Below are 20,035 nucleotides of genomic sequence, written 5' to 3'. Positions count from 1 at the left end.
AGCGAGGAAGGGCACCTTTCCGCGCTTCCCGCAGCGGAGGGTGCCCTTCCTTCCCCCGGCACCGCCGAGCCGGCCAGCGCCGCCGATGCCGGTCGTGCCGTCGGTGTCGGCCCTACCAGTCGCCGCCGCCGAAGTCACCGCCGCCGAAGTCGCCACCCCCGAAATCTCCGCCGCCGAACCCGCCGCCGCCGAAGTCACCGCCGCCGGCCTCGCCGCCCTGCTCGCCGAATCCGGTGCCGTCGCCGAAGCCCTCCTGGTAGCCGGCCTCGTAGCCGTACCCGGGGTCGCCGAAGCCGGGCGAGAAGAGCGCGTCGGCGATCAGCACGCCGCCGAGGACACCCGCGCCGGCGCCCAGCGCGGTCTTCCACCACGGAGTGGAGTACCAGCCTGCCGGCACCGGCCGGCCCTGGTAGCGCCCGCCCGGGTAGTAGTAGGGAATGTCGCGGCCGGGCTGCGGGCCGGCCTTGAAGGTCTGCCCCTGCACGTCGACCTGGCGCTCCCGGGTGAGCTGCCCGGCGCCCTGCGCGGCGGCCAGCGGGGGCAGCTCGGGGCCGGGGTCGATGCCGAGCGCCACGCGGGCCGCCCGGGCATATGTCAGCCCCTCCAGCGCGGTCTCCCGGGCCAGGCGGTACTGCTCGACGCTGCGGGCCTGCTCCAGCTGGCTGCCGGCCGCGTTGTAACGCTCCCCGGCGTCGACCAGCGCCTGGCGCACGGCCGGGTGGTCGCCGTGCAGGTTCATCACCTGGCCGCCGAGCCGCTCGTACCAGCGCTGGGCGTCGGCCCGCGCGTCGGCCAGGCGGCGCTCCGCCCGGGCGGCGCTCTCCCCACGCCACCAGACGACCGCACCCACCAGCAACACCACGAGGATGAGCAGCGGCAGATATCTCATGTCTGCGACGTTACCCAGGCCAGGCCAGCGCCACGCCTCCGATCGACGCAGCTCGGCTGCGCGGATCGGAGGCAGGGCCGAGGATGTCCGGGCCAGGCCCAGCCGGGCGAGGGCAGGGGCGGGCCGGGGCGGGTCCCGGGCCGGGGCGGGGCGCAGTCCCGGGCCGGAGCGGTCTCCGGCCGGGCTAGTGTCGTCGGCCGAGGTTCCACACGACGGCGTGCACGTCGCCGCCGGTGGCGGCCAGTTGGCCGGCGACGAGCCCCCGGTCGTTGACGAAGCCCACCCGGCCGCCGGAGCGACCGAGATCCAGCGGGCCGAGGTCGACGCCGCGGCCCCGCACCCAGGCCACGCCGTGTTTCGCGCCGCTGGCGACGGTCGCCTCACCGACCACGGTGCCGGCCTCGTTGATCGCCATGGCCTGGCTGTACGAGCCGCCGAGGGTGCCCAGATTCGTGACGGCGCCGTGGTGCCACCGCACGGCGCGCATGTCCGTCGGGGTCTGCGCGCTGCCGGCGACCTGCCCGCGTCCGTTGACGCCCACCGGGTAGCTGTCGGTGCCGCCGAGGGTGCCGAGATCCGTGAAGACACCGTCGTACCACAGGAAGGCGTGCCATCCGGAGCCGTCGACCCGCATGGTGCCGACCACCTGGCCCCGGTCGTTGATGCCGGTGGCCATGCTTGTCGCGCTGGCCGGCGGCGTCAGCCGGACCAGCCTGCCGTCGCGCCACAGCGCCGCCTCGGTGCTGGACCCGTCCGCGCTGTTGGTGAAGCCGACGACGTCGCCGCGGTCGTTGATCGCCGCCGCGAGGGTGTCGCCACCGCGACCGGGCAGGTCCGTGCTGATCCCGTTGCGCCAGCGGAACGCCCGGCCGTACTGGCCGCTGTCGTCGGTGTATCTCGTGCCGATCACCTCGCCGCGCTCGTTGACGCCGAGGGCCGAGGACGGCCCGTGGACGGCGGAGAGGTCGGTCATGACGCCGTCGCGCCACCGGAACGGCCTGGTCCGCCCGTCGGCCAGGACGGTGGTGCCGACCACCACGCCCCGCTCGCTGACGGCGACGCCGTGGCTGTCCGTGCCCAACGTGCCGAGGTCGGTCAGGGTCCCGTCCCGCCACACGAACGCGTGGACGCGGCCGTCGGCGGTCTGGCTGTCGCCGAGGACCAGCCCGGAGTCGGTGAGCCCGACGGGGACGCTCCAGTCGCCGCCCAGCGTCCCGAGGTCCCGCCAGCCGCCTGCGCCCCCGGGCGGTGCGGCGACCACCGCGACCGGCGTGGCCAGGGCGGCGAGGAGGACTCCCGCCGCCGTCACGACGAGTGTCCGTACGGGACGCAACCGACCAGCCATGCCGTCTCCCTCCGAGGCCCTGTCGTCACTCTGAGCCATGTCGTCGCTTCCTGTCTGCCCCGGGACGGCCAAACCCCGCCGCGCCGCTCGGCACGATTGGCCACAACGTCCATCCGCGACAAAGGCGGCGGGTGCGACGAGAGCGGCACGGCGGCGCGCGGCGCGCCGGTCTGGCAAGCTCCGGGGGTGGACTTCTCGACGCTGTCCGTGGTGATCGTCTGCCTCTCCGCCGGGGGCGCGGCGGGCTGGTACGCCGCCCGGACCCGCTCGGCGACCGAGATCGCCCGGCTGGACGCCACGCTGCGGGCCACCCGGGAGGGCGAGGGCCGGCTCGAACAGTCCATGCGGGCGCTGAGCTACGAGGCCACCGCGCAGTCCCAGGAGGCGGTGGCCCGCGCCGTCGCCCCGCTGCACGACACGCTGCGCCGCTACGAGCAGCGCGTCGCCGAACTGGAGCACGACCGGATCGACGCGTACGCCGAGCTGCGCGAGCAGGTCCGCTCCATGAGCACGGTCTCGGGCGAGCTGCGTACGGAGACGAAGCAGCTGGTGGCGGCCCTGCGCGCACCCCAGGTGCGGGGCCGCTGGGGCGAGCACCAGTTGCGCCGGATCGTAGAGGCGGCCGGCATGCTGGAGCACTGCGACTTCTCGGAGCAGGTCACCGCCGCCACCGACCACCAGGGGGTCCGCCCCGACCTGGTGGTCCGGCTGCACGGCGGCCGGTCGGTGGTGGTGGACGCCAAGGCGCCGTTCGACGCCTACCTGACGGCGATGGAGGCCCGCGACGAGCGGGGCCGCGACACCCACCTCGACGCGCACGCCAAGCACCTGCGCGGACACGTGGACGCGCTGGCCGCCAAGACCTACTGGGCCGCGTTCGACAGCACGCCGGAGTTCGTGGTGCTCTTCGTGCCGGCCGACCCGTTCCTCGACGTCGCGCTGCAACGCGACCCGACGCTGCTGGAGCACGCGTTCGCCCGCAACGTGGTGCTGGCGACCCCGGCCACCCTGGTCGCGCTGCTGCGTACGGTCGCCTACTCGTGGCGGCAGGAGGCGCTGGCGCGCAACGCGGTCGCGGTGCACTCGCTGGCCCGGGAGCTCTACGGGCGACTGTCGACCCTGGGTGAGCACGTCGGCAAGCTCGGCTCGTCGCTCGGCGGCGCGGTGACCGCGTACAACCGGGCCGTGGGGTCGTTGGAGGCGCGCGTGCTGGTCAGCGCCCGCAAGCTCGCCGAGCTCGGGGTCTCCGACCAGGAGCTGGCCGCGCCGGCGCAGGTCGAGCTGGCGCCCCGTCAGCCGCAGGCCCCGGAGCTTCTCGGAAACGCTGAGGCCGGGGCGCCGAGCGGTCGGTCGGCACTGGACTGACGGCCGATACCTATCATCGCCGATGTGACAATGGACGCTCACCCATGTCACGAAGTGGTCACAACGAACTCCACGGTAGTGACAGTGACCAGCGGCAGCGCGAAGGATTCGCCTCACGCGTGCCCTGCATCTGAGGGCCCTGTTCTCTGGAGGAAAGAGAACGTGAGCAAACCCCGAAACCTGAGCCGGCGGACCTCCGCCGCGCTCTTCGCGTCGGTCGTGGCGGCCAGCGCGGTGACGGTGGCCGGTGGTGCCGCCACCGCGAGCGCCGCGCCGACCGCCGCACCCGACGCGTCCCAGGCCACCCCTGTGGAGGCGCTGGGCTCGCACGACGCCAAGCTGCTCGCCGAGGCGGAGGCGAAGAAGGCCCCGACCGTCACCCTGATCGTGGCCACCAAGAAGGGCGAGGCGAAGGACGTCGCCGCCGACCTCAAGAGCCTGGGCGCGGCCGTCACCGAGCGGTACGACAGCATCGGCTACGTCCTGGCCAAGGTCCCCACCTCCAAGGTGGTCAAGGCGGCCACGCTGCCCGGCGTCTCCGCCGTCGACCTCGACGAGACCATCCAGCTGCCCGACCCGACGCCCGAGGTCGCCCCCTCCGGCAAGAAGGCGGCGAAGCAGGCCACGACGCTGACCGGCCCGGGGGCCGACACCCCGGCTGCCAACCCCTACATGCCGACCAACGAGATCGGCGCGGTCGACTTCGTCGCCAAGAACCCCCAGTGGGACGGCCGCGGCGTCACGATCGGCATCATGGACTCCGGTGTGGACCTCGGTCACCCGGCGCTGCAGAAGACCACCACGGGCGAGCGGAAGATCGTCGACTGGGTGACCGCGACGGACCCGTTCGAGGACGCCACCTGGCGCCCGATGCTCACCGAGGTCACCGGTCCGACGTTCACCTCCGGCGGCGCGACCTGGAAGGCCCCGGCGGGCACCTACCGGTTCAACCGGTTCAGCGAGTCGATCACGGCCGCCAGCGACCCGGCGGGTGACGTCAACCGCGACGGGGACCGGACCGACACGTTCGGCATCCTCTACGACCCGGCCACCCACAACATCTGGGTGGACGTCAACCAGAACAACGACTTCACCGACGACGCCCTGATGCGGCCGTACAAGGAGAAGTTCGACGTCGGGCACTTCGGCACCGACAACCCGGCCACCCCGGTGGTCGAGCGGATCCCGTTCGTGGTCGAGTACCGCGAGGACGTGGACACCGCCCCCATCGGCGGTCCCGGCCTGGTGGACTACGTCAACATCGGCATCGTCGAGAGCACCCACGGCACCCACGTCGCCGGCATCACCGCCGCCAACGACATGCTCGGCAACGGCGCCTTCGACGGTGCCGCGCCCGGTGCCAAGCTGGTCTCCGCCCGGGCCTGCTCGTGGGGTGGCGGCTGCACCTACGCCGCCCTCACCACCGGCATGGCCGACCTGGTGATCAACCGCAAGGTCGACGTGGTCAACATGTCGATCGGCGGTCTGCCGGCGCTGAACGACGGCAACAACGCCCGCGCCGAGCTGTACAACAACCTGATCACCACCTACGGCGTGCAGATGTTCATCTCGGCCGGCAACTCCGGCCCGGGCCTGAACACCATCGGCGACCCGTCGGTGGCCGCCAACGTGGTCAGCGTCGCGGCGAGCATCAGCAAGGACACCTGGCTGGCCAACTACGGCTCCGCGGTGAAGACGAAGAACGCGCTGTTCAACTTCTCCTCCCGGGGCCCGCGTGAGGACGGCGGCATCAAGCCGAACATCGCCGCCCCCGGCTCGGCCATCTCCACCGCCCCGACCTGGCAGGCCGGCAACGCCGTCCCCGAGGCCGGCTACCCGCTGCCCCCGGGCTACGCGATGCTGAACGGCACCTCGATGGCCTCCCCGCAGGCCGCCGGCGCCGCCGCGCTGCTGCTGTCGGCCGCCAAGGCGACCGACAAGGGCGTCACCCCGGCCGCGCTGCGCCGGGCGATCTACAGCTCGGCCAAGCCGATCAAGGACGTCCCGACGTACGGCCAGGGCTACGGCATGTTCGACGTGCCGGGCGCGTGGAAGCTGCTGCGCAAGGGCGTGGAGACGCGCTCCTACACCTCCGAGGCCCCGGTCTGCACCGTCCTGTCCGGTCAGCTGGGCACCCCGAACCTGGGCACCGGCCTCTACAACCGTTGCGCCTCCACCGAGGGTGGGCAGCGGATCGGCCAGTCGAAGAGCTACCAGGTCAAGGTCACCCGTACCAGCGGGCCGGCCGGCACCGTGAAGCACAACGTGGGTCTGCGTGGCAACGACGGCACCTTCACGGCGCCGAAGACCGTCTCGCTCCCGCTGAACAAGACCGTCACCGTCTCGGTGACCGCCAAGCCCGCCACCGCTGGCGCACACGGCGCGATCATGACGATCGACGACCCGGCCACCTCGGTGATCGACTTCGAGGTCTCCACCGTCGTCGTCGCCTCGAACGACGTGAAGAAGCCGAACTTCTCCTTCTCGACCGAGGGCTCGGTCGACCGGAACGGCTTCACCTCGTACTTCGTGACGGTTCCGCCGGGCACGGGCGCCCTCCAGGTGAACCTCTCCGGCATCGCCACCGGTTCGCAGACCCGGTTCATCGCCTTCAACCCGTACGGCGTTCCGGTGGAGAGCACCTCCAGCCTCGCCTGCTACACCAACTTCTCCGACGCCAACGCCTGCAAGCCGCAGGAGCGCGACTACCAGAACCCGATCGCCGGGGTCTGGGAGATCGAGGTGGAGTCCCGTCGGACCTCGCCGTCGCTGAACAACCCGTTCCAGCTCACGGCGCGGGTGCAGGGTGTCGCGGTCGAGCCGGCCGTGGTCGAGCTGCCGTCGGTCACCGCCGGTGCGGCGACCCCGGTGACCTGGTCGCTGACCAACACCTTCGGCCCGGTCGCGGTGACCGGTCAGGGCGGCCCGCTCTCCAGCGTCCACGCTGAGCGGCCCACCATCACCGAGGGCACGTCGCAGGAGTACACCGTGGAGGTGCCGGCGGGCGCGACCCGCTTCACCGCCCGGATCGGCAACCCGGCCAGCGCCGCGGCCGACCTCGACCTCTACGTCTTCCGCGGTACCGCGGAGGTCGGTCGGGCCGCCGACGGCGACTCCGAGGAGGCCGTGACCATCAACAACCCGCCGGCGGGCACCTACCGGGTGGTCGTCGAGGGCTACGCGGTGGACGGGGCCGGTGGCAGCACCGCCTACGACTACCGGGACTCGTTCTCCGCGGCGGCGCTGGGCACCCTCTCGGCGCCCGCCACCCCGCTCAACCTGGCCCACGGCGCCACCGCCACCCTCACCGGTACGGTGACCGCCCAGTCCACCCCGGTCGCCGGTCGGGCGCTCTTCGGTGAGCTGTCCGTGGTGACCACCGAGGGCGCGGTCGTCGGCCGCGGTGCCGTCTCCATCGGCGCCGTGAACTGACCCGTCCCGCACCGGAACACCGGAGCCCGTCCCCACCCGGGGGCGGGCTCCGCCCGTTGCGGTGACCTCCGTCGCGACGCGGGGTGCTCGGGCCGCCCGACACAGCACGGACGGACGTGCTCGCCACGTCCGTCGCGACGCAGAGGGCTCAGCCCGCCCGACGCCGCCACGGACGGACGCGCTCGCCCCTGGTGGGCAGGCACACCCACGTGCGGCGGGCGGCCGTCCGGTCAGCCCCACCGGGCGGTACCGGTCAGCCCTTGCGGGCGGAGCCGGTCAGCCCCGGCGGGCGGTCTCGACCAGGAAGGGCGTGCCCTGCTGGCAGGTGGTGAGCAGGTCGCGCTGGACCCGGCCGGTGACCGTGACCTTGGCGCCCGGCTTCAGCAGGTCACGCGGGCCGCCGATCAGCAGGTAGTTGTCGAGCAGCAGGCAGTTGGGCTCCACCCCGGAGGTGACGGTCCCGTTCAGGGTGGTGCCGCCGGCCGGCGGCGTCTTCGTCGGCCCGCCGCTGGGCCTCGTGGGCGGGGGCAGGGCCGGCCCCGTCGGGTCCACCGGGTCGCCAGGGGTCGGCGGGACCGCGGGGCTGCTCGGATCAGGGCTGGGCGGGCTGGTCACCGGCTGCGCTCCCGTCGGGGTCGGGGTGGGGGTGTCGCCGGTACCGTCCTGCCCGCCGCAGGCGCTCAGCGCCACGCAGACGGCCAACGCGGAGACGGCGAGCCGAAGAGTCCTCATACCCTGGTCTGACGCAGCGGGACCGCCCACCGTTCCCGCCGGTCAGCCACGGGCCGCGGCGGCGGCCTTCATGTCCCGCTTGAGCTCCTGCGGCAGCGAGAAGGTCAACCGCTCGTTGGCGGTCACCACCTCGTCGACGTCGGTGAAGCCACGCGCGGCGAGGTGGGCGAGGACCTCCTGGACGAGCTGGTCGGGAACGCTGGCGCCCGAGGTCAGGCCGACCGTGCGCGCTCCCTCCAGCCACGCGTCGTCGATCTCGTGCGCGAAGTCGACGAGGTGACCGGCGCGCGCCCCGGCGTCCAGGGCGACCTCGACGAGGCGTACGGAGTTGGAGGAGTTGGCCGAGCCGACGACGATCATCACGTCGCACTCGGGCGCGATCTCCTTGACCACGTGCTGCCGGTTGGAGGTGGCGTAGCAGATGTCGTCGCTGGGCGGCGACTGGAGCATGGGCAGCCGCTTCTTGAGCCGGGCCACCGTCTCCAGCGTCTCGTCGACCGAGAGGGTGGTCTGGGAGAGCCAGACGACCTTGTTCGGGTCGCGGACGGTGATCCGGTCGGCGTCCTCGGGACCGTCCACGAGCTGGATGTGCTCGGGGGCCTCGCCGGAGGTGCCGATGACCTCCTCGTGCCCCTCGTGGCCGATGAGCAGGATGTCGTAGTCCTCGGCGGCGAACCGCTTCGCCTCCTGGTGCACCTTGGTGACCAGCGGGCAGGTCGCGTCGATCGCCCGCAGCGAGCGGGTCCGGGCCTGCTCGTAGACCTCCGGGGCCACCCCGTGCGCGGAGAAGATGACGGTGGCGCCCTCCGGCACCTCCTCGTTCTCCTCCACGAAGATCGCGCCCTGGGCCTCCAGCGTCTGCACGACGTGCTTGTTGTGCACGATCTGCTTGCGTACGTAGATCGGGGCGCCGTAGAGCTTGAGTGCCTCCTCCACGGTCTGCACCGCGCGGTCCACGCCCGCACAGTAGCCGCGGGGCTTGGCCAGGATCACGCGCTTGCCGGTCCGGGACGTCACTTCAGCCTGAGTCACCCGCCCATCGTACGTGCCGTCCCGGAGGGCGACACGGGCCGCGACCGCCACCACGGCGCGATGCCGGCCGCACGCCGCCCACCCCCGGCCGAGCCGCACGGAACTGTCCGGGACGGGCCGTAGGGTGGGCGGGTGAGCACAGGCGAGGTGGGGCGGAGCACGTCCGAGGAGCCGTGGCCGGTCCGGGTGGTCAGCCAGAAGGTCGGCGCCTGGATCGCCCGGCTGGGCTGGGTGTGGGTGGACGGGCAGGTGGCGCAGATCAGCCGCCGACCGGGCGCCAGCACCGTCTTCCTCACGCTGCGGGACCCGTCAGCCGACCTGAGCCTGACGGTCACCACCAACCGGGACGTCCTGGACGTCGGCGCCCCTGAGCTGCGCGAGGGCGCCCGGGTGGTGCTGCACGCCAAGCCGGAGTTCTACGCGGCCCGGGGCACGCTGAGCCTGCGCGCCGACGAGATCCGGCAGGTCGGCCTCGGCGAGCTGCTGGCCCGGCTGGAGAAGCTGAAGAAGCTGCTCGCGGCCGAGGGGCTGTTCGACCGGGCGCGCAAGCGCCGGCCGCCGTTCCTGCCCAACCGGGTGGGGTTGATCACGGGTCGCGCCTCGGCCGCCGAACGGGACGTGCTGACCAACGCCCGCCGGCGCTGGCCGGCGGTGGAGTTCCGCACGGTCAACGTGGCCGTGCAGGGGCCGAGCGCCGTCCCGCAGATCGTCGACGCGCTCAAGGTGCTGGACGCCGACCCGACCGTCGACGTGATCGTCATCGCCCGGGGCGGGGGCGGCATCGAGGACCTGCTGCCCTTCTCCGACGAGGCGCTCTGCCGGGCCGTCTTCGCCTGCCGCACGCCGGTGGTCAGCGCGATCGGCCACGAGACCGACGCGCCGTTGGTCGACTACGTCGCCGACGTACGGGCCTCGACGCCGACCGACGCCGCCAAGCGCGTGGTCCCGGACCTCACCGAGGAGGTGCGCGTCATCCGGCAGGCCCGGCACCGCCTCGAACGCGCGGTGCGCAACCTGGTGGACCGCGAGTCGCACCGGCTCGACGGTCTGCGCTCCCGACCGGTGCTGGCCCGCCCGCAGGTGATGGTCGACCAGCGGCTCGCCGACCTGACCGGGCTGCGCCAGCGGGCGGGGCGCTGCCTGGACCACCGGCTCGCCGCCGCCGACGACGACCTGCGGCACACCCTGGCCCGGCTGCGCGCCCTCTCCCCCGCCGCCACCCTCGACCGGGGCTACGCGATCGTCCAGCGTGCCGACGGCCAGGTCCTGCGCGCCGCGTCCGAGGTGGGCAAGGGCGACCCGCTCCGGGTACGCCTCGCCGATGGCGAGCTGGCGGCGACGGTCGACGGCTGAACGGAAGCGGAAACACGATGGCGAGCTGGCGGCGACGGTCGACGGCTGAACGGAAGCGGAACACACGATGGCGGGCCGGCCGCGACGGTCGACGCTGAACGGCGACGGGATCACGATGTGGTGGGATGGCAGCGATGACTGACGAGAAGAAGGCCGAACAGCTCAGCTACGAGCAGGCCCGCGCCGAGCTGGCGTCGGTGGTCGAGCGGCTGGAGACCGGCGGCACCACGCTGGAGGAGTCACTGGCGCTCTGGGAGCGCGGCGAGAAGCTCGCCGAGACCTGCCAGCGCTGGCTGGACGGCGCCCGCGCCCGCATCGACGCCGCCCGCCAGGACCCCGCCTCCTGACCTCCCCCGCCCGGGCCCCGGCTCGCGCTCCCCTCGCGGACCCGGCTCGCGCCTCGCGCCCCCGCTCGCCCGGCGATCATGGAGTTGTGGTGGGCGATACAGGGCGTTCTGCACCTTGTGTCACCCACCACAACTGCATGATCGGCGCGGGCGGGAGCGGGGGCGCGGGCGGGAGCGCGGGGGTGGGGAGGGGGGTTAGTTGAAGAGGTTGTAGAGCTCGGCGGGGGCCTCGACGACCTGGTCCGCCGGGGGCTTCTGGGCGGCGGTGGCGCTGCCGTAGTCCGAGTACGTGATCTTGATGTCCTGCGCCTGGTTCTGGCCGGCGGCCGGGATCTGGACGACCATCTCGCTGAGCCGGCCCTGCGGGTCGAGCTTCGCGGTGAACGGCACCGACTTCGCCTGCGCCCCGAGGGCCGTGATCACCGTCGGGTCCACCGAACCCGCCTCCGCCGCCTTCGACACGTCGATCGTACCGGCGTACGCGCCGTCGCCGGTCTGGCGTACCTCCGTGATGCCCTGCGTCAGCACCTCGCTGCCGGCGGGGTCGACCTTGTCGAAGTCGAAGCCGAGGTTGCGGTTGCCCTTGATCCGGGTCTGGTCCAGGTGCTGGTACTTGCCGAGGTTGAGCTTCTGCACCCCCGGCACGCTGTTGGCGGTCGTGCCGCCGAGTTCGACCTTCACCCAGCTGTCCGGCTTGTAGTGCACGAGGTCGAGCTTCATGAACAGGTCGTCGGTCGGCTTGCCGATCGTCACCCGCATCTCGGCGCTCTGGGTGGGCTCGTGCACCCGTCCCTCGGCCGTCGAGCCGACGCCGGACATGGTGAACCGGAAGTTGCCGTTGCTGATCTCACGGGTGGAGGCCAGCAGCGCCTGCTTGGCGTCACCGGACGCCGGGGCCGCGCTGCCGGAGGGCGCGGGCGTGCCGGACGCCGAGACGGTCGGGGAGGCGGACGAGCCCGCCGTCGGGGTCCCGGAGGAGTTGCAGGCCGCCAGGCCGGGAGTGAAGAGGGCGGCGGCCACCAGGCCGGCGCTCAGGCGTCGAACAGTCATACGTGTCTCCCACATGGGTCACCCGACGCACCTGGCGGCGGCCGGAAACCGGGCGACGCACCACGTCGGCTGCGCCGCGCGAACCCCCTGAGGCCGGCTGCCGGGGCGACCGGTCCGGGTCCGCCCCACTCCTGTTCCCTGTCGCCGCGTCGCACAATCACCGGGATGTCCGGTTGCCCCGGACGGGTGACCCCGGAACGCGGAAACGGGGCGGCCGGAGCCGCCCCGTTTCCGTGTGTCGCTGTTACTTCTTGAACATCTCGTACGTCTCGGGGGACGCCTCGACCACCTTGTCCGCCGGCGGCTTCTGCGCGGCGGCGGCGTTGCCGTAGTCCGCGTACGTGACCTTGATGTCGTGCGCCTTGGTCTCACCGGCGGCCGGCACCGAGATCACCAGCTCGGTGAGCCGGCCCTCCGCGTCCAGCTTGGCGGTGAAGGGCAGCGTCTTGGCCTGCGCGCCGAGGGCCTTGACCAGGTCGGCGTCCAGGGTGGCGGCGTCGCCCGCGGCGGACACGTCGAGCTTGCCGGTGTAGCTGCCCTCGGCGGTCTTCTGCACCTCGGTGATGCCCTTGGTCAGCTTCGCGCTGCCGGCCGGGTCGACTTCCTCCATGTAGCGGCTGAGCTCGCCGGCGCCCTTGACCTTGGACTGGTCGAGGTGCTGGTACTTGCCCTTCCACTTCTCCGCGCCCGGGATCATGGCGCCCAGTTCGCCGAGGTCGAGCATCACCCAGCTGTCCGGCTCGATGTAGATCAGCTCCATGCCCATCGACATGCCGCCGGACTCGTCGTCGAACTTCATGCTGAACTGGGCGCTGTTGCTGGGCTTGTGCACCAGGCCCTTGCCGCTCAGCCCGGCACCAGTGAGGGTGAAGGTGAAGTTGCCCTTCTCGATCTCCTTGGTGGAGGCGAGCAGCGCCTCCTTGGGGTCGGCGGGCACCGCCGACGCTGCCGAGCCCGCGGCGGTCGGCGCGGGATCGTCCGCCTTGCAGGCAGTCAGGCCGGGAACGAGCAGGGTGGCGGCGAGCACGCCGACGCTCCACCGTCGAATGTTCACAGTCAGTTGTCTCTCTTCACGCGAAACGGTAAGCACCTGGCGGACTTCAGCCGCCGGGCAGTGAGCCGGGGCAGCGTAGCCGATCCGACCGACACCCGGGGGGCAGCCGTGGAAGCGGGCTACCGGATCGCCGAGGCCAGGTGCCGCAGTTCGTTGTCCCGGGCGTCGCCGACCACGATCACGGTCCGGTTCGGTTCGAGCAGGACCAGGGCCTGTTCGTTGCCGCGGGCGGTGTACCGCTGCCAGGAACGCCCGCCCAGGTCCGTCTGGCCCTGCGGTTGCCCCTCGGCGGTCAGCTCGGTGGGCAGCAGCCGCTCCGGAGGCACGCTGCTCTGCACCAACTGGGCGGCCCGCCCCTCCGGGGTGAGGTAGCCGAGGCGAAGGCTCGACCCGCCTTCGACGGTCTGGAAGTTCGCGCTGACGGTGCGCCAGCCGTCGTCCAGCCCCGCCGGCTCGCTGACCGGGAAGGCGTTGGCGGCCCGCGCCGATTCGAGGGCGGGCGCCGGGTCGACGGTCGTCGGCTGGTCGCCGCCGAGGAACCCCCGGTAGAAGGCGAGCAGCAGGGCGATCGGGATCAGCAGCACGAGCAGCGAGATCGCCATGTCCTTCGGCGAGCGCTCCGACTTGCGGGTGTCGACCGCCGGCGGCGGCGCGGGCCGCTCGCCCGTCTCCGCCCCGCCGTCGGGCGGGGCCGCCCCGGGGGCGCCGGCGGGTTCGACCAGCGCCGGCTCCCCTTCCGGTACGGCGGCGGCCCGGGTCGGGGCGACCGGCGGCTGGCCGTCCGGCGGCGTCGAGTCGGCGGGTACGCGTTCGGCAGGCTGTGCGGCTTCCACCCCACCATCTTCGCAGCCTCCCGACCGGCCGTATCCGGGCCATCACCGCCCCGACCCCGCGTCGGGTGAGCGATCGTGTGAGGATCAGCGACAAACCCGGCAGCGGCGACGCCGCACCCTGCCGCCCCGCAACGTCGCGAGGAGGAGCCGTCATGACGAACACCAGGACGCGGATCCCACAGGATCTCGACCGCAACCTCGCCCTCGACCTGGTCCGGGTCACCGAGGCCGCGGCGATGGCCGCCGGTCGCTGGGTCGGTCGGGGCGACAAGGAGGGCGGCGACGGAGCCGCCGTCGACGCGATGCGCAAGCTGATCAACTCGATCCCCATGCGGGGCGTCGTGGTGATCGGCGAGGGTGAGAAGGACAACGCCCCGATGCTCTTCAACGGCGAGCACGTCGGCGACGGCACCGGCCCGGAGGTGGACGTCGCCGTCGACCCGGTCGACGGCACCACGCTGATGAGCAAGGGCATGCCGAACGCGGTGGCGGTGCTCGCCGTCTCCGAGCGGGGCGCGATGTTCGACCCGAGCGCGGTCTTCTACATGGAGAAGCTCGCCGTCGGCCCGGCCTACGCCGACGTGGTGGACATCAACGCCGGGGTGGCCGAGAACCTCCGCCGGATCGCCAAGGTCAAGGGCACCGACGTCTCCGAGGTCACGGTCTGCGTGCTGGACCGCAGCCGCCACGACGACCTGGTCACGCAGATCCGCCGGGCCGGGGCGGGCATCCGGTTCATCTCCGACGGCGACATCGCCGGTTCCATCGCGGCGGCCCGGGGCGAGTCCGACGTCGACGTGCTGATGGGCATCGGCGGCACCCCGGAGGGCATCATCTCCGCCTGCGCGCTGAAGTGCATGGGCGGGGCGATGCAGGCCAAGCTCTGGCCGCGCGACGCCGAGGAGCGGGAGAAGGCGCTCGCCGCCGGGCACGACCTGGACCGGGTGCTCACGACCGACGACCTCGTCACCGGGGACAACTGCTTCTTCGTGGCCACCGGCGTCACCTCGGGCGACCTGCTGCGGGGCGTCCGCTACCGGGCCGGGGGCGCGTACACGCAGTCGATCGTCATGCGCTCGAAGAGCGGCACGATCCGGGTGATCGACTCGTACCACCGGCTGGAGAAGCTCGCGCTCTACTCGGCCGTCGACTTCGACGGCCGCCCGCTGGCCGAGCAGGAGTGAGCGTCGCCGGGACGCTGGCCACTCCAGCCACGTCGGCGGCCCGCCGGATCACCGGCGTGGGCCTCGCGACCGCCTCCGGGCTGGCCGTGGCCGTGCAGTCCCGGATCAACGGCGAGTTGGGCGTACGCCTGGCCGACGGGATCGCCGCCGCGGTCGTCTCGTTCGGGGTGGGCCTGCTGGTGCTGCTGGTGCTGGTCCCCGCCACCCCGGGTGGGCGGCGGGGGCTGGTCGCCCTGCGCGGCGCGCTCACCGACGGCACGTTGCGGCCGTGGCACTGCCTCGGCGGGGCGTGCGGCGCGCTCCTGGTCGCCGCCCAGGGGCTGACCATCGGCACCCTCGGCGTGGCGATCTTCACCGTCGCGGTGGTCGCCGGCCAGTCCGGCAGCAGCCTGGCCGTCGACCGGGCCGGGATCGGTCCGGGCGGTCGCCAGCCGGTCACCGGCCAGCGGCTGGCCGGCGCGGCGCTGACCGTGGTCGCGGTCCTACTGGCCGTCGGCGACCGGCTCGGCGACCCGGGCACCCTCGTGCTGGCCCTGCTGCCGCTGCTCGCCGGGGTGGCCATCGCCTGGCAGCAGGCGGTCAACGGCCGGGTACGGATGGCCGCCGGCAGCGCGCTGACCGCCACGCTCGTCAACTTCTCCGTCGGCACGGTGGCCCTGCTGGTCGCCTTCGCCGTCGACGTCGCGATCCGGGGCTGGCCGGCGGGCGGCGCGCCGGCCGAGCCGTGGCTCTATTTGGGGGGGCCGATCGGGATCGTGTTCATCGCGATCGCCGCGGCGATCGTCCGGTTCACCGGCGTGCTGCTGCTCGGCCTGGCCACCATCGCCGGGCAGATCGTCGGTGCCGTACTGCTGGACCTGCTGCTGCCCACGGCGGCCTCCCGCCCGGGGCCCGTCACCCTGCTCGGCGCGGCGCTGACCCTGGCCGCGGTCGGCGTCGCCGCCCTCGCGCCGACCGCGCCCCGGCCCTCGGTCCGCTGACCGTCGCCGACCGCGCCCGGCGGCCAGGGAACCGCCGGCCGGGCCCCGCACCACACCGGCGGCGGGATCAGCGGGGCGGCCAGGCGGGGCCCGCTGGCCAGGGCGGGTCGGCCCGGTGGGCGGGCGCCGTGACCAGCCGGGCCGCCCGCCAGCCCAGCAGCAGCCCCGGCGCGGTGGCCGCCACGGCGAGCAGCAGCGCGGTGTGGGTGTACGCGGGTCGCCCGTAGAGCCAGCCGACCAGCGGCAGCGCGGCCAGCGCCAGGGCCAGCGCGGCGGCCAGCAGCACCTCCAGCGTCCACCGCCCCGACTGCTCGGCCGGCGTCCGGACGGACAGCAGCAGCACACCGAGCAGGACCGTGAGCAGGGCGACGACACCCGCCTGCGCGAAGAGCAGCGCACCCGACCAGACCACGGCCAGCAGCGCCCAGGCGGCGACACCGAGCGCGGCCAGGCAGATCAGCCGCAGGCGGGCGGTGCCGGCCCGCAGCCCCGCCCGCACACCCGACACGGCGAGCACCGACCCGGCCAGCGTGAGCCCCAGGAACAGCGCCAGGAGCGGATCGTCGCGTCGGTCCCCGGGGGTGCTCCGGCCGAGTGCCGGTGGTCGCCCGTCGAACGCATATCCTCCGGCCTCCTCGGATCCGACGAAGCCGAGCCGCTCCCAGCTCCCGTCGGGCCGACGGACGGCGAAGCCGTCCCGGCCGTTGGCCACCAGCACGACGTGCCGGCCGTCGCCGGTGTCCCGCACCGTCAGCTCCTGCGCGGCGATCCGCTCCCCGCGCGGCCCCGGATCCGGGTACTGCCGGCGGAGCACGGCCCGCTGCGCCTCGGTCGCCCCCCAGGCCGGACGCCAGCTGCGACCCGCGTCGTCGCTCTGCTCCACGGCGAGCCGGCCGGGGACCATCCGGTAGCAGCGCGTCGGCGTGGCGGTCGAGCAGCCCCGGCTGACGGCGCCGGCGACCGGCCCCTTCGCACCGGTCAACGCTTCGACCTCGCCCCGCGTCGGGTCGCGCCACGTCGCCCCGGCGTCGTCACTCACCCGCCAGGCGGGACTGTCGTCGAAGACCTTGTCGGCGTAGCCGTGGCCGATGCCGGCCGCCAACCGTCCGTCGAGGACCGCCGCCCGGACGGCGTCGGGGTGGTGGACGGGGCTGGTGGCCGCCACCGCCAGCGTCGCCGCCGGCAGCAGCACCAGCAGCCGGACCAGCCGGGCGGAGCGCCGTCGCACCGGCTCCCGCCGCGCCCGGGACCAGCTCCACCACGCGACGGCCAGCGCCGGCAGGGCGAGCAGGTCGGTGCCGTCCGCCCGGACCAGCGACGGCCCGCTCACGGCGCTCCACGCCGCCGAGGCGACGCCGGCGGCGTACCCGCTGGACTTGACCGCGGTGAACCCGACGGCGACGAGCCCGAGCCCGAGCCCGGCGGCGGCGCGGGCCGGCAGCCGCGGCGCGAGCAGCGCGAGCAGCACCGCGACCAGCGGCGGCGCGAGGACCAGCCCGGCGACGTCGCTGAGCTTGCCGGTCACCGGGCCGGGGAAGGCCGCCTTGAGCAGGTGGTCGTTGGTCACCAGCAGGACGAGGGCGGCGACCGTCGCGGGGTGCCCCAGCCAGGCCAGGGTCGCGGGAGCGCCGTCGCGGCGCGGGGGCGGAGCGCTCATCGGCCCACGATCACAGTCGTTGATCTCGATCCGGCCACGGCCGGGGCAGCATCCGGTACCGGCGCGTCAGGTGCCGTCGGACGAGTGCCCGGGGAACAGGTGCGCGCTCGGGTCGATGGCCACCGCCGCGTTGTTGACCGCCGTGGCCGCCTCGCCGAAGCCGGTCGCGATCAGCCGCACCTTGCCCGGGTACTCCGTGATGTCGCCCGCCGCGAAGACCCGGGGCAGGTTCGTCGCCATCGCGCTGTCGACGACGATGTGCCGGCGGTCCAGCCGCAGCCCCCACTCGGCCAGCGGGCCGAGGTCGGCGGTGAAGCCGAGGGCGGCCACCACCGTGTCCACGGGCAGCAGCTCCGCCGCGCCGCCGCGTACGGTGATCTCGGCGCCGGTGACCGTGCCGTCGCCGTGCAGCCTCGTCACCTCGGCGTTGACGATCACGCGCACCGGCAGCCCCAGCACCCGGGCGACGGTGGCCGCGTGCGCCCGGAACTTCTCCCGCCGGTGCACCACCGTCACCGAGCGGGCCAGCGGCTCAAGCGTCGACGCCCAGTCGAAGGCGGAGTCGCCTCCACCGACGATCAGCACGTCCCGGTCGGCCAGCTCCGTCGGCTGCGGTACGAAGTAGACGATCCCGGCGCCGGCGAAGTGCTCCGCCACCGGCAGCGGGCGGGGCGTGAAGCTGCCCAGCCCACCGGTGACGATCACCGCCCCGCACCGCAGCTGCCCGCCCCCGGCGAGGCCGAGCACCGGCTGCCCGTCGGCGTACGAGAGCTTCTCGGCGCGGGTGCCGAGCAGGTAGCACGGGTCGAAGGGAGCCGCCTGGGCGACGAGGTTGGCCACCAGGTCCCGCCCCTTGACGGCCGGGAAGCCGGCGACGTCGTGGATCAACTTCTCCGGGTACATGGCGGTGATCTGGCCGCCGGGTTCGGGCAGCGCGTCGACGACCGCGACGGAGAGCCCTCGGAATCCGGCGTAGTAGGCCGCGAACAGCCCGGCGGGGCCGGCCCCGATCACCGCGACATCGACCTCGCGCATGTGCGTACCGTCGCTTTCCGCTCACGGATCAACGCGTGCTGATCCCGACGGTAGGGCCGGCGGCGCACCCGGGGCAAGCATGTCCCACCGGGCCGCGCGGCACCGGCGCGTCGGCGTTCAGGGCATGGTGAGCGTGGACTCCGAGCGGTGGGGGCCGCCCAGGTCTCCCCGGCGGCGCCGGAAGATGATCGCGGCGACCACCCCGCCGAGCAGCCCGAACAGGTGCCCCTGCCAGGAGATCCGCTCGTCCGTGGGGAGGATGCCGACCAGCTGCCAGCCGTAGAGCAGGCCGACGAGCAGGAAGACCGCGAAGTTCCACCAGCTCCGTTCGACGATGCCCCGGGTCAGCAGGATGCCCAGGTAGCCGAAGATGACCCCGCTCGCGCCGACCACCACGGAGGTCGACGAGCCGGTGAACCACACACCCAGCCCGCTGACCAGGATGATGACGAGCGTCGACCAGAGGAAGCGGCGGGCGCCGGCGGCGAGCACGAAGGTGCCGAGCAGGATCAGCGGGATGCTGTTGCTGTAGAGGTGGTCGAAGCCGTGGTGCAGGAACGGCGAGAAGAAGACCCCGTCGAGCCCGTCGATGCGCTTCGGGATGATTCCGGCCGTGGCGTCGAGGCCGACCGCGAGCCCCTGGTCGAGGGCCTCGATGAGGAAGAGGAACGGCACCACCGCGCACATGGCGACGAAGGCCCGGCCGAGCGCGGCGTAGAACGCCTCGGTGCCGAACCGGTGCGGGTCGCCGCTTCCCGGGTGCAGGGTCACCCGTCAAGAGCTATCAGGTGTCGGCCACAGCCGCCACTTCTGCGGCGATCCGTACCCGGAACGACGAGGGCGGGGTGTGTGGACGCCCACACACCCCGCCGTCGAAGGTCGATCAGTACCAGCCCACGTCCTGCGAGTGGGCCCAGGCCTTGCAGGGCGAACCGTAGCGGCCCTCGATGTAGCCGAGGCCCCACTTGATCTGGGTCGCCGGGTTGGTCTGCCAGTCGTCGGCGACGGAGCCCATCTTGCTGCCCGGCAGCGACTGCGGGATGCCGTACGCCCCCGACGAGGGGTTGCGGGCCTTGTGGTTCCAGCCGCTCTCCTTGTCCCAGAGCTTGTTCAGGCACGGGAACTGGTCCATCCCGAAGCCCGCCTTCACCATGAGCGCGCAGCCGACCTCGCGGTTGCCGCTGAACTCGGCGCAGGAGGCCGGGATCGGTCCGGTGTACGGCTTGCTCTCGGCGGCCTTCTCGGCCGCGGCCTTGGCGGCGGCCTCGCGGGCCTTCTTCCGCGACGCGGCGGCGGCCTCGGCCTCGCGGGCGCGCTTGGCGGCCTCCTTGGCAGCCGCGGCGGCGCGCAGCTTCGCCTGGTACTCGGCGGTCCGCTGCTTCGCGGACTGCACCTGCTGGGCGGCCTGCCGCTCGCGCTGGTACTCGAACTCGGCCTGCTCGACAGCGGCGCCGACCTGCGCGGTCAGGCCCTGCTGCTGGGTCTGTCGGTCTTCACCCAGGTAGACACCGCCGGCAACGCCCACGGAGAGCAGTGCGACAGCGGCCGTACGGGCGCCGAACCGGCTCCACAGCCGACTCACGAAGTGGTCCCTTCGTCGGGTGCAAGGACACGGCGCGGGGCGTCAACCCGGGTGGGTCGCGTCCGCGTCGCGAGCGCCCCGACCCGGTGCCGGTCGCAGCCGACGTACCCCGGTGAATGTTGGTGTGTCCTGTGACGAACGATCACCAACGATCTTCTCGGTACG

At 73.4% G+C, this 20,035-nt stretch carries 17 protein-coding genes; 6 read left to right on the top strand and 11 right to left on the bottom strand.

From position 1 onward, the window contains the following. Window positions 1-112: 112 nt before the first annotated feature. A complete protein-coding gene (locus ABZ573_RS04315) occupies window positions 113-889 on the bottom strand; it encodes a hypothetical protein (RefSeq protein ID WP_358115481.1) in 777 nt (258 codons plus the stop codon). Between the two features lie 184 nt (window positions 890-1,073). After that, window positions 1,074-2,234, bottom strand: a complete 1,161-nt coding sequence (locus ABZ573_RS04310; RefSeq protein ID WP_358115478.1) for a hypothetical protein — start codon at window positions 2,232-2,234, stop codon at window positions 1,074-1,076. 186 nt (window positions 2,235-2,420) lie between these two features. On the opposite strand from ABZ573_RS04310, the gene ABZ573_RS04305 reads away from it, so the two are divergent. Both ABZ573_RS04305 and ABZ573_RS04300 read left to right on the top strand, forming a co-directional pair. After that, complete coding sequence (locus ABZ573_RS04305) at window positions 2,421-3,599, top strand: DNA recombination protein RmuC (RefSeq protein WP_358115475.1); 1,179 nt, start codon at window positions 2,421-2,423, stop codon at window positions 3,597-3,599. Window positions 3,600-3,761: 162 nt separating this feature from the next. Continuing rightward, complete coding sequence (locus ABZ573_RS04300) at window positions 3,762-7,031, top strand: S8 family serine peptidase (RefSeq protein ID WP_358115472.1); 3,270 nt, start codon at window positions 3,762-3,764, stop codon at window positions 7,029-7,031. A 276-nt stretch (window positions 7,032-7,307) separates the two neighbouring features. Here ABZ573_RS04300 and ABZ573_RS04295 read toward each other — a convergent pair whose 3' ends face one another. Together ABZ573_RS04295 and ABZ573_RS04290 are read right to left on the bottom strand one after the other, a co-directional pair. Beyond that, window positions 7,308-7,763: a hypothetical protein gene (locus ABZ573_RS04295; RefSeq protein ID WP_327030488.1), complete on the bottom strand. Its 456-nt coding sequence runs from the start codon at window positions 7,761-7,763 to the stop codon at window positions 7,308-7,310. A gap of 42 nt (window positions 7,764-7,805) precedes the next feature. Further along, complete coding sequence (locus ABZ573_RS04290) at window positions 7,806-8,795, bottom strand: 4-hydroxy-3-methylbut-2-enyl diphosphate reductase (RefSeq protein WP_132233380.1); 990 nt, start codon at window positions 8,793-8,795, stop codon at window positions 7,806-7,808. Between the two features lie 186 nt (window positions 8,796-8,981). On the opposite strand from ABZ573_RS04290, the gene xseA reads away from it, so the two are divergent. Both xseA and ABZ573_RS04280 read left to right on the top strand, forming a co-directional pair. Next, entirely contained in the window at window positions 8,982-10,148 is a 1,167-nt protein-coding gene (gene xseA, locus ABZ573_RS04285) for an exodeoxyribonuclease VII large subunit (RefSeq protein ID WP_358116135.1), read from the top strand. A 134-nt stretch (window positions 10,149-10,282) separates the two neighbouring features. Beyond that, window positions 10,283-10,495 (top strand): exodeoxyribonuclease VII small subunit, encoded by a 213-nt coding sequence (locus tag ABZ573_RS04280; RefSeq protein ID WP_151457736.1) that lies wholly within the window; start codon window positions 10,283-10,285, stop codon window positions 10,493-10,495. A 195-nt stretch (window positions 10,496-10,690) separates the two neighbouring features. Here ABZ573_RS04280 and ABZ573_RS04275 read toward each other — a convergent pair whose 3' ends face one another. The 3 genes from ABZ573_RS04275 to ABZ573_RS04265 all read right to left on the bottom strand — a co-directional run bounded on the left by ABZ573_RS04275 (window position 10,691) and on the right by ABZ573_RS04265 (window position 13,432). Next, the gene (locus ABZ573_RS04275; RefSeq protein ID WP_151455777.1) at window positions 10,691-11,545 is read right to left on the bottom strand and encodes a hypothetical protein; all 855 of its coding nucleotides are present in this window, start codon (window positions 11,543-11,545) and stop codon (window positions 10,691-10,693) included. Between the two features lie 244 nt (window positions 11,546-11,789). Further along, window positions 11,790-12,599 (bottom strand): hypothetical protein, encoded by an 810-nt coding sequence (locus ABZ573_RS04270; RefSeq protein WP_225852319.1) that lies wholly within the window; start codon window positions 12,597-12,599, stop codon window positions 11,790-11,792. Between the two features lie 119 nt (window positions 12,600-12,718). Next, window positions 12,719-13,432, bottom strand: coding sequence for a DUF4245 domain-containing protein (locus tag ABZ573_RS04265; RefSeq protein ID WP_358115467.1), 714 nt, complete (start codon window positions 13,430-13,432; stop codon window positions 12,719-12,721). A gap of 152 nt (window positions 13,433-13,584) precedes the next feature. Between ABZ573_RS04265 and glpX the strand changes: the two genes are divergently transcribed. Beyond that, complete coding sequence (gene glpX, locus ABZ573_RS04260; protein WP_151455779.1) at window positions 13,585-14,616, top strand: class II fructose-bisphosphatase; 1,032 nt, start codon at window positions 13,585-13,587, stop codon at window positions 14,614-14,616. 14 nt (window positions 14,617-14,630) lie between these two features. Then, window positions 14,631-15,596, top strand: coding sequence for a DMT family transporter (locus ABZ573_RS04255; RefSeq protein WP_151455789.1), 966 nt, complete (start codon window positions 14,631-14,633; stop codon window positions 15,594-15,596). Between the two features lie 67 nt (window positions 15,597-15,663). On the opposite strand, the gene ABZ573_RS04250 is transcribed toward ABZ573_RS04255, so the two are convergent. The 4 genes from ABZ573_RS04250 to ABZ573_RS04235 form a co-directional block, all read right to left on the bottom strand. Next, window positions 15,664-17,253: a hypothetical protein gene (locus tag ABZ573_RS04250; protein WP_151455780.1), complete on the bottom strand. Its 1,590-nt coding sequence runs from the start codon at window positions 17,251-17,253 to the stop codon at window positions 15,664-15,666. Window positions 17,254-17,319: 66 nt separating this feature from the next. Then, the gene (locus ABZ573_RS04245; protein WP_151455781.1) at window positions 17,320-18,288 is read right to left on the bottom strand and encodes an NAD(P)/FAD-dependent oxidoreductase; all 969 of its coding nucleotides are present in this window, start codon (window positions 18,286-18,288) and stop codon (window positions 17,320-17,322) included. Between the two features lie 117 nt (window positions 18,289-18,405). Continuing rightward, a complete protein-coding gene (locus ABZ573_RS04240) occupies window positions 18,406-19,059 on the bottom strand; it encodes a rhomboid family intramembrane serine protease (RefSeq protein ID WP_151455782.1) in 654 nt (217 codons plus the stop codon). A gap of 112 nt (window positions 19,060-19,171) precedes the next feature. Next, window positions 19,172-19,870: a lytic transglycosylase domain-containing protein gene (locus ABZ573_RS04235; RefSeq protein ID WP_132233366.1), complete on the bottom strand. Its 699-nt coding sequence runs from the start codon at window positions 19,868-19,870 to the stop codon at window positions 19,172-19,174. Between the last annotated feature and the right edge of the window lie 165 nt (window positions 19,871-20,035).

The organism is Micromonospora sp. NPDC007220 (assembly GCF_040634035.1).
GTDB lineage: Bacteria > Actinomycetota > Actinomycetes > Mycobacteriales > Micromonosporaceae > Micromonospora > Micromonospora reichwaldensis.
The sequence above is the reverse complement of the archived record's forward strand: the minus strand, read 5'-3'. Positions and strand labels throughout refer to the sequence as shown.

Bases quoted from the DNA above. Each gene is read 5' to 3' on its own strand.
- ABZ573_RS04315 (WP_358115481.1), bottom strand. From the start codon at position 889: ATGAGATATCTGCCGCTGCTCATCCTCGTGGTGTTGCTGGTGGGTGCG.
- ABZ573_RS04310 (WP_358115478.1), bottom strand. From the start codon at position 2,234: ATGGCTGGTCGGTTGCGTCCCGTACGGACACTCGTCGTGACGGCGGCG.
- ABZ573_RS04295 (WP_327030488.1), bottom strand. From the start codon at position 7,763: ATGAGGACTCTTCGGCTCGCCGTCTCCGCGTTGGCCGTCTGCGTGGCG.
- ABZ573_RS04280 (WP_151457736.1), top strand. From the start codon at position 10,283: ATGACTGACGAGAAGAAGGCCGAACAGCTCAGCTACGAGCAGGCCCGC.
- ABZ573_RS04275 (WP_151455777.1), bottom strand. From the start codon at position 11,545: ATGACTGTTCGACGCCTGAGCGCCGGCCTGGTGGCCGCCGCCCTCTTC.
- glpX (WP_151455779.1), top strand. From the start codon at position 13,585: ATGACGAACACCAGGACGCGGATCCCACAGGATCTCGACCGCAACCTC.
- ABZ573_RS04250 (WP_151455780.1), bottom strand. From the start codon at position 17,253: ATGAGCGCTCCGCCCCCGCGCCGCGACGGCGCTCCCGCGACCCTGGCC.
- ABZ573_RS04245 (WP_151455781.1), bottom strand. From the start codon at position 18,288: ATGCGCGAGGTCGATGTCGCGGTGATCGGGGCCGGCCCCGCCGGGCTG.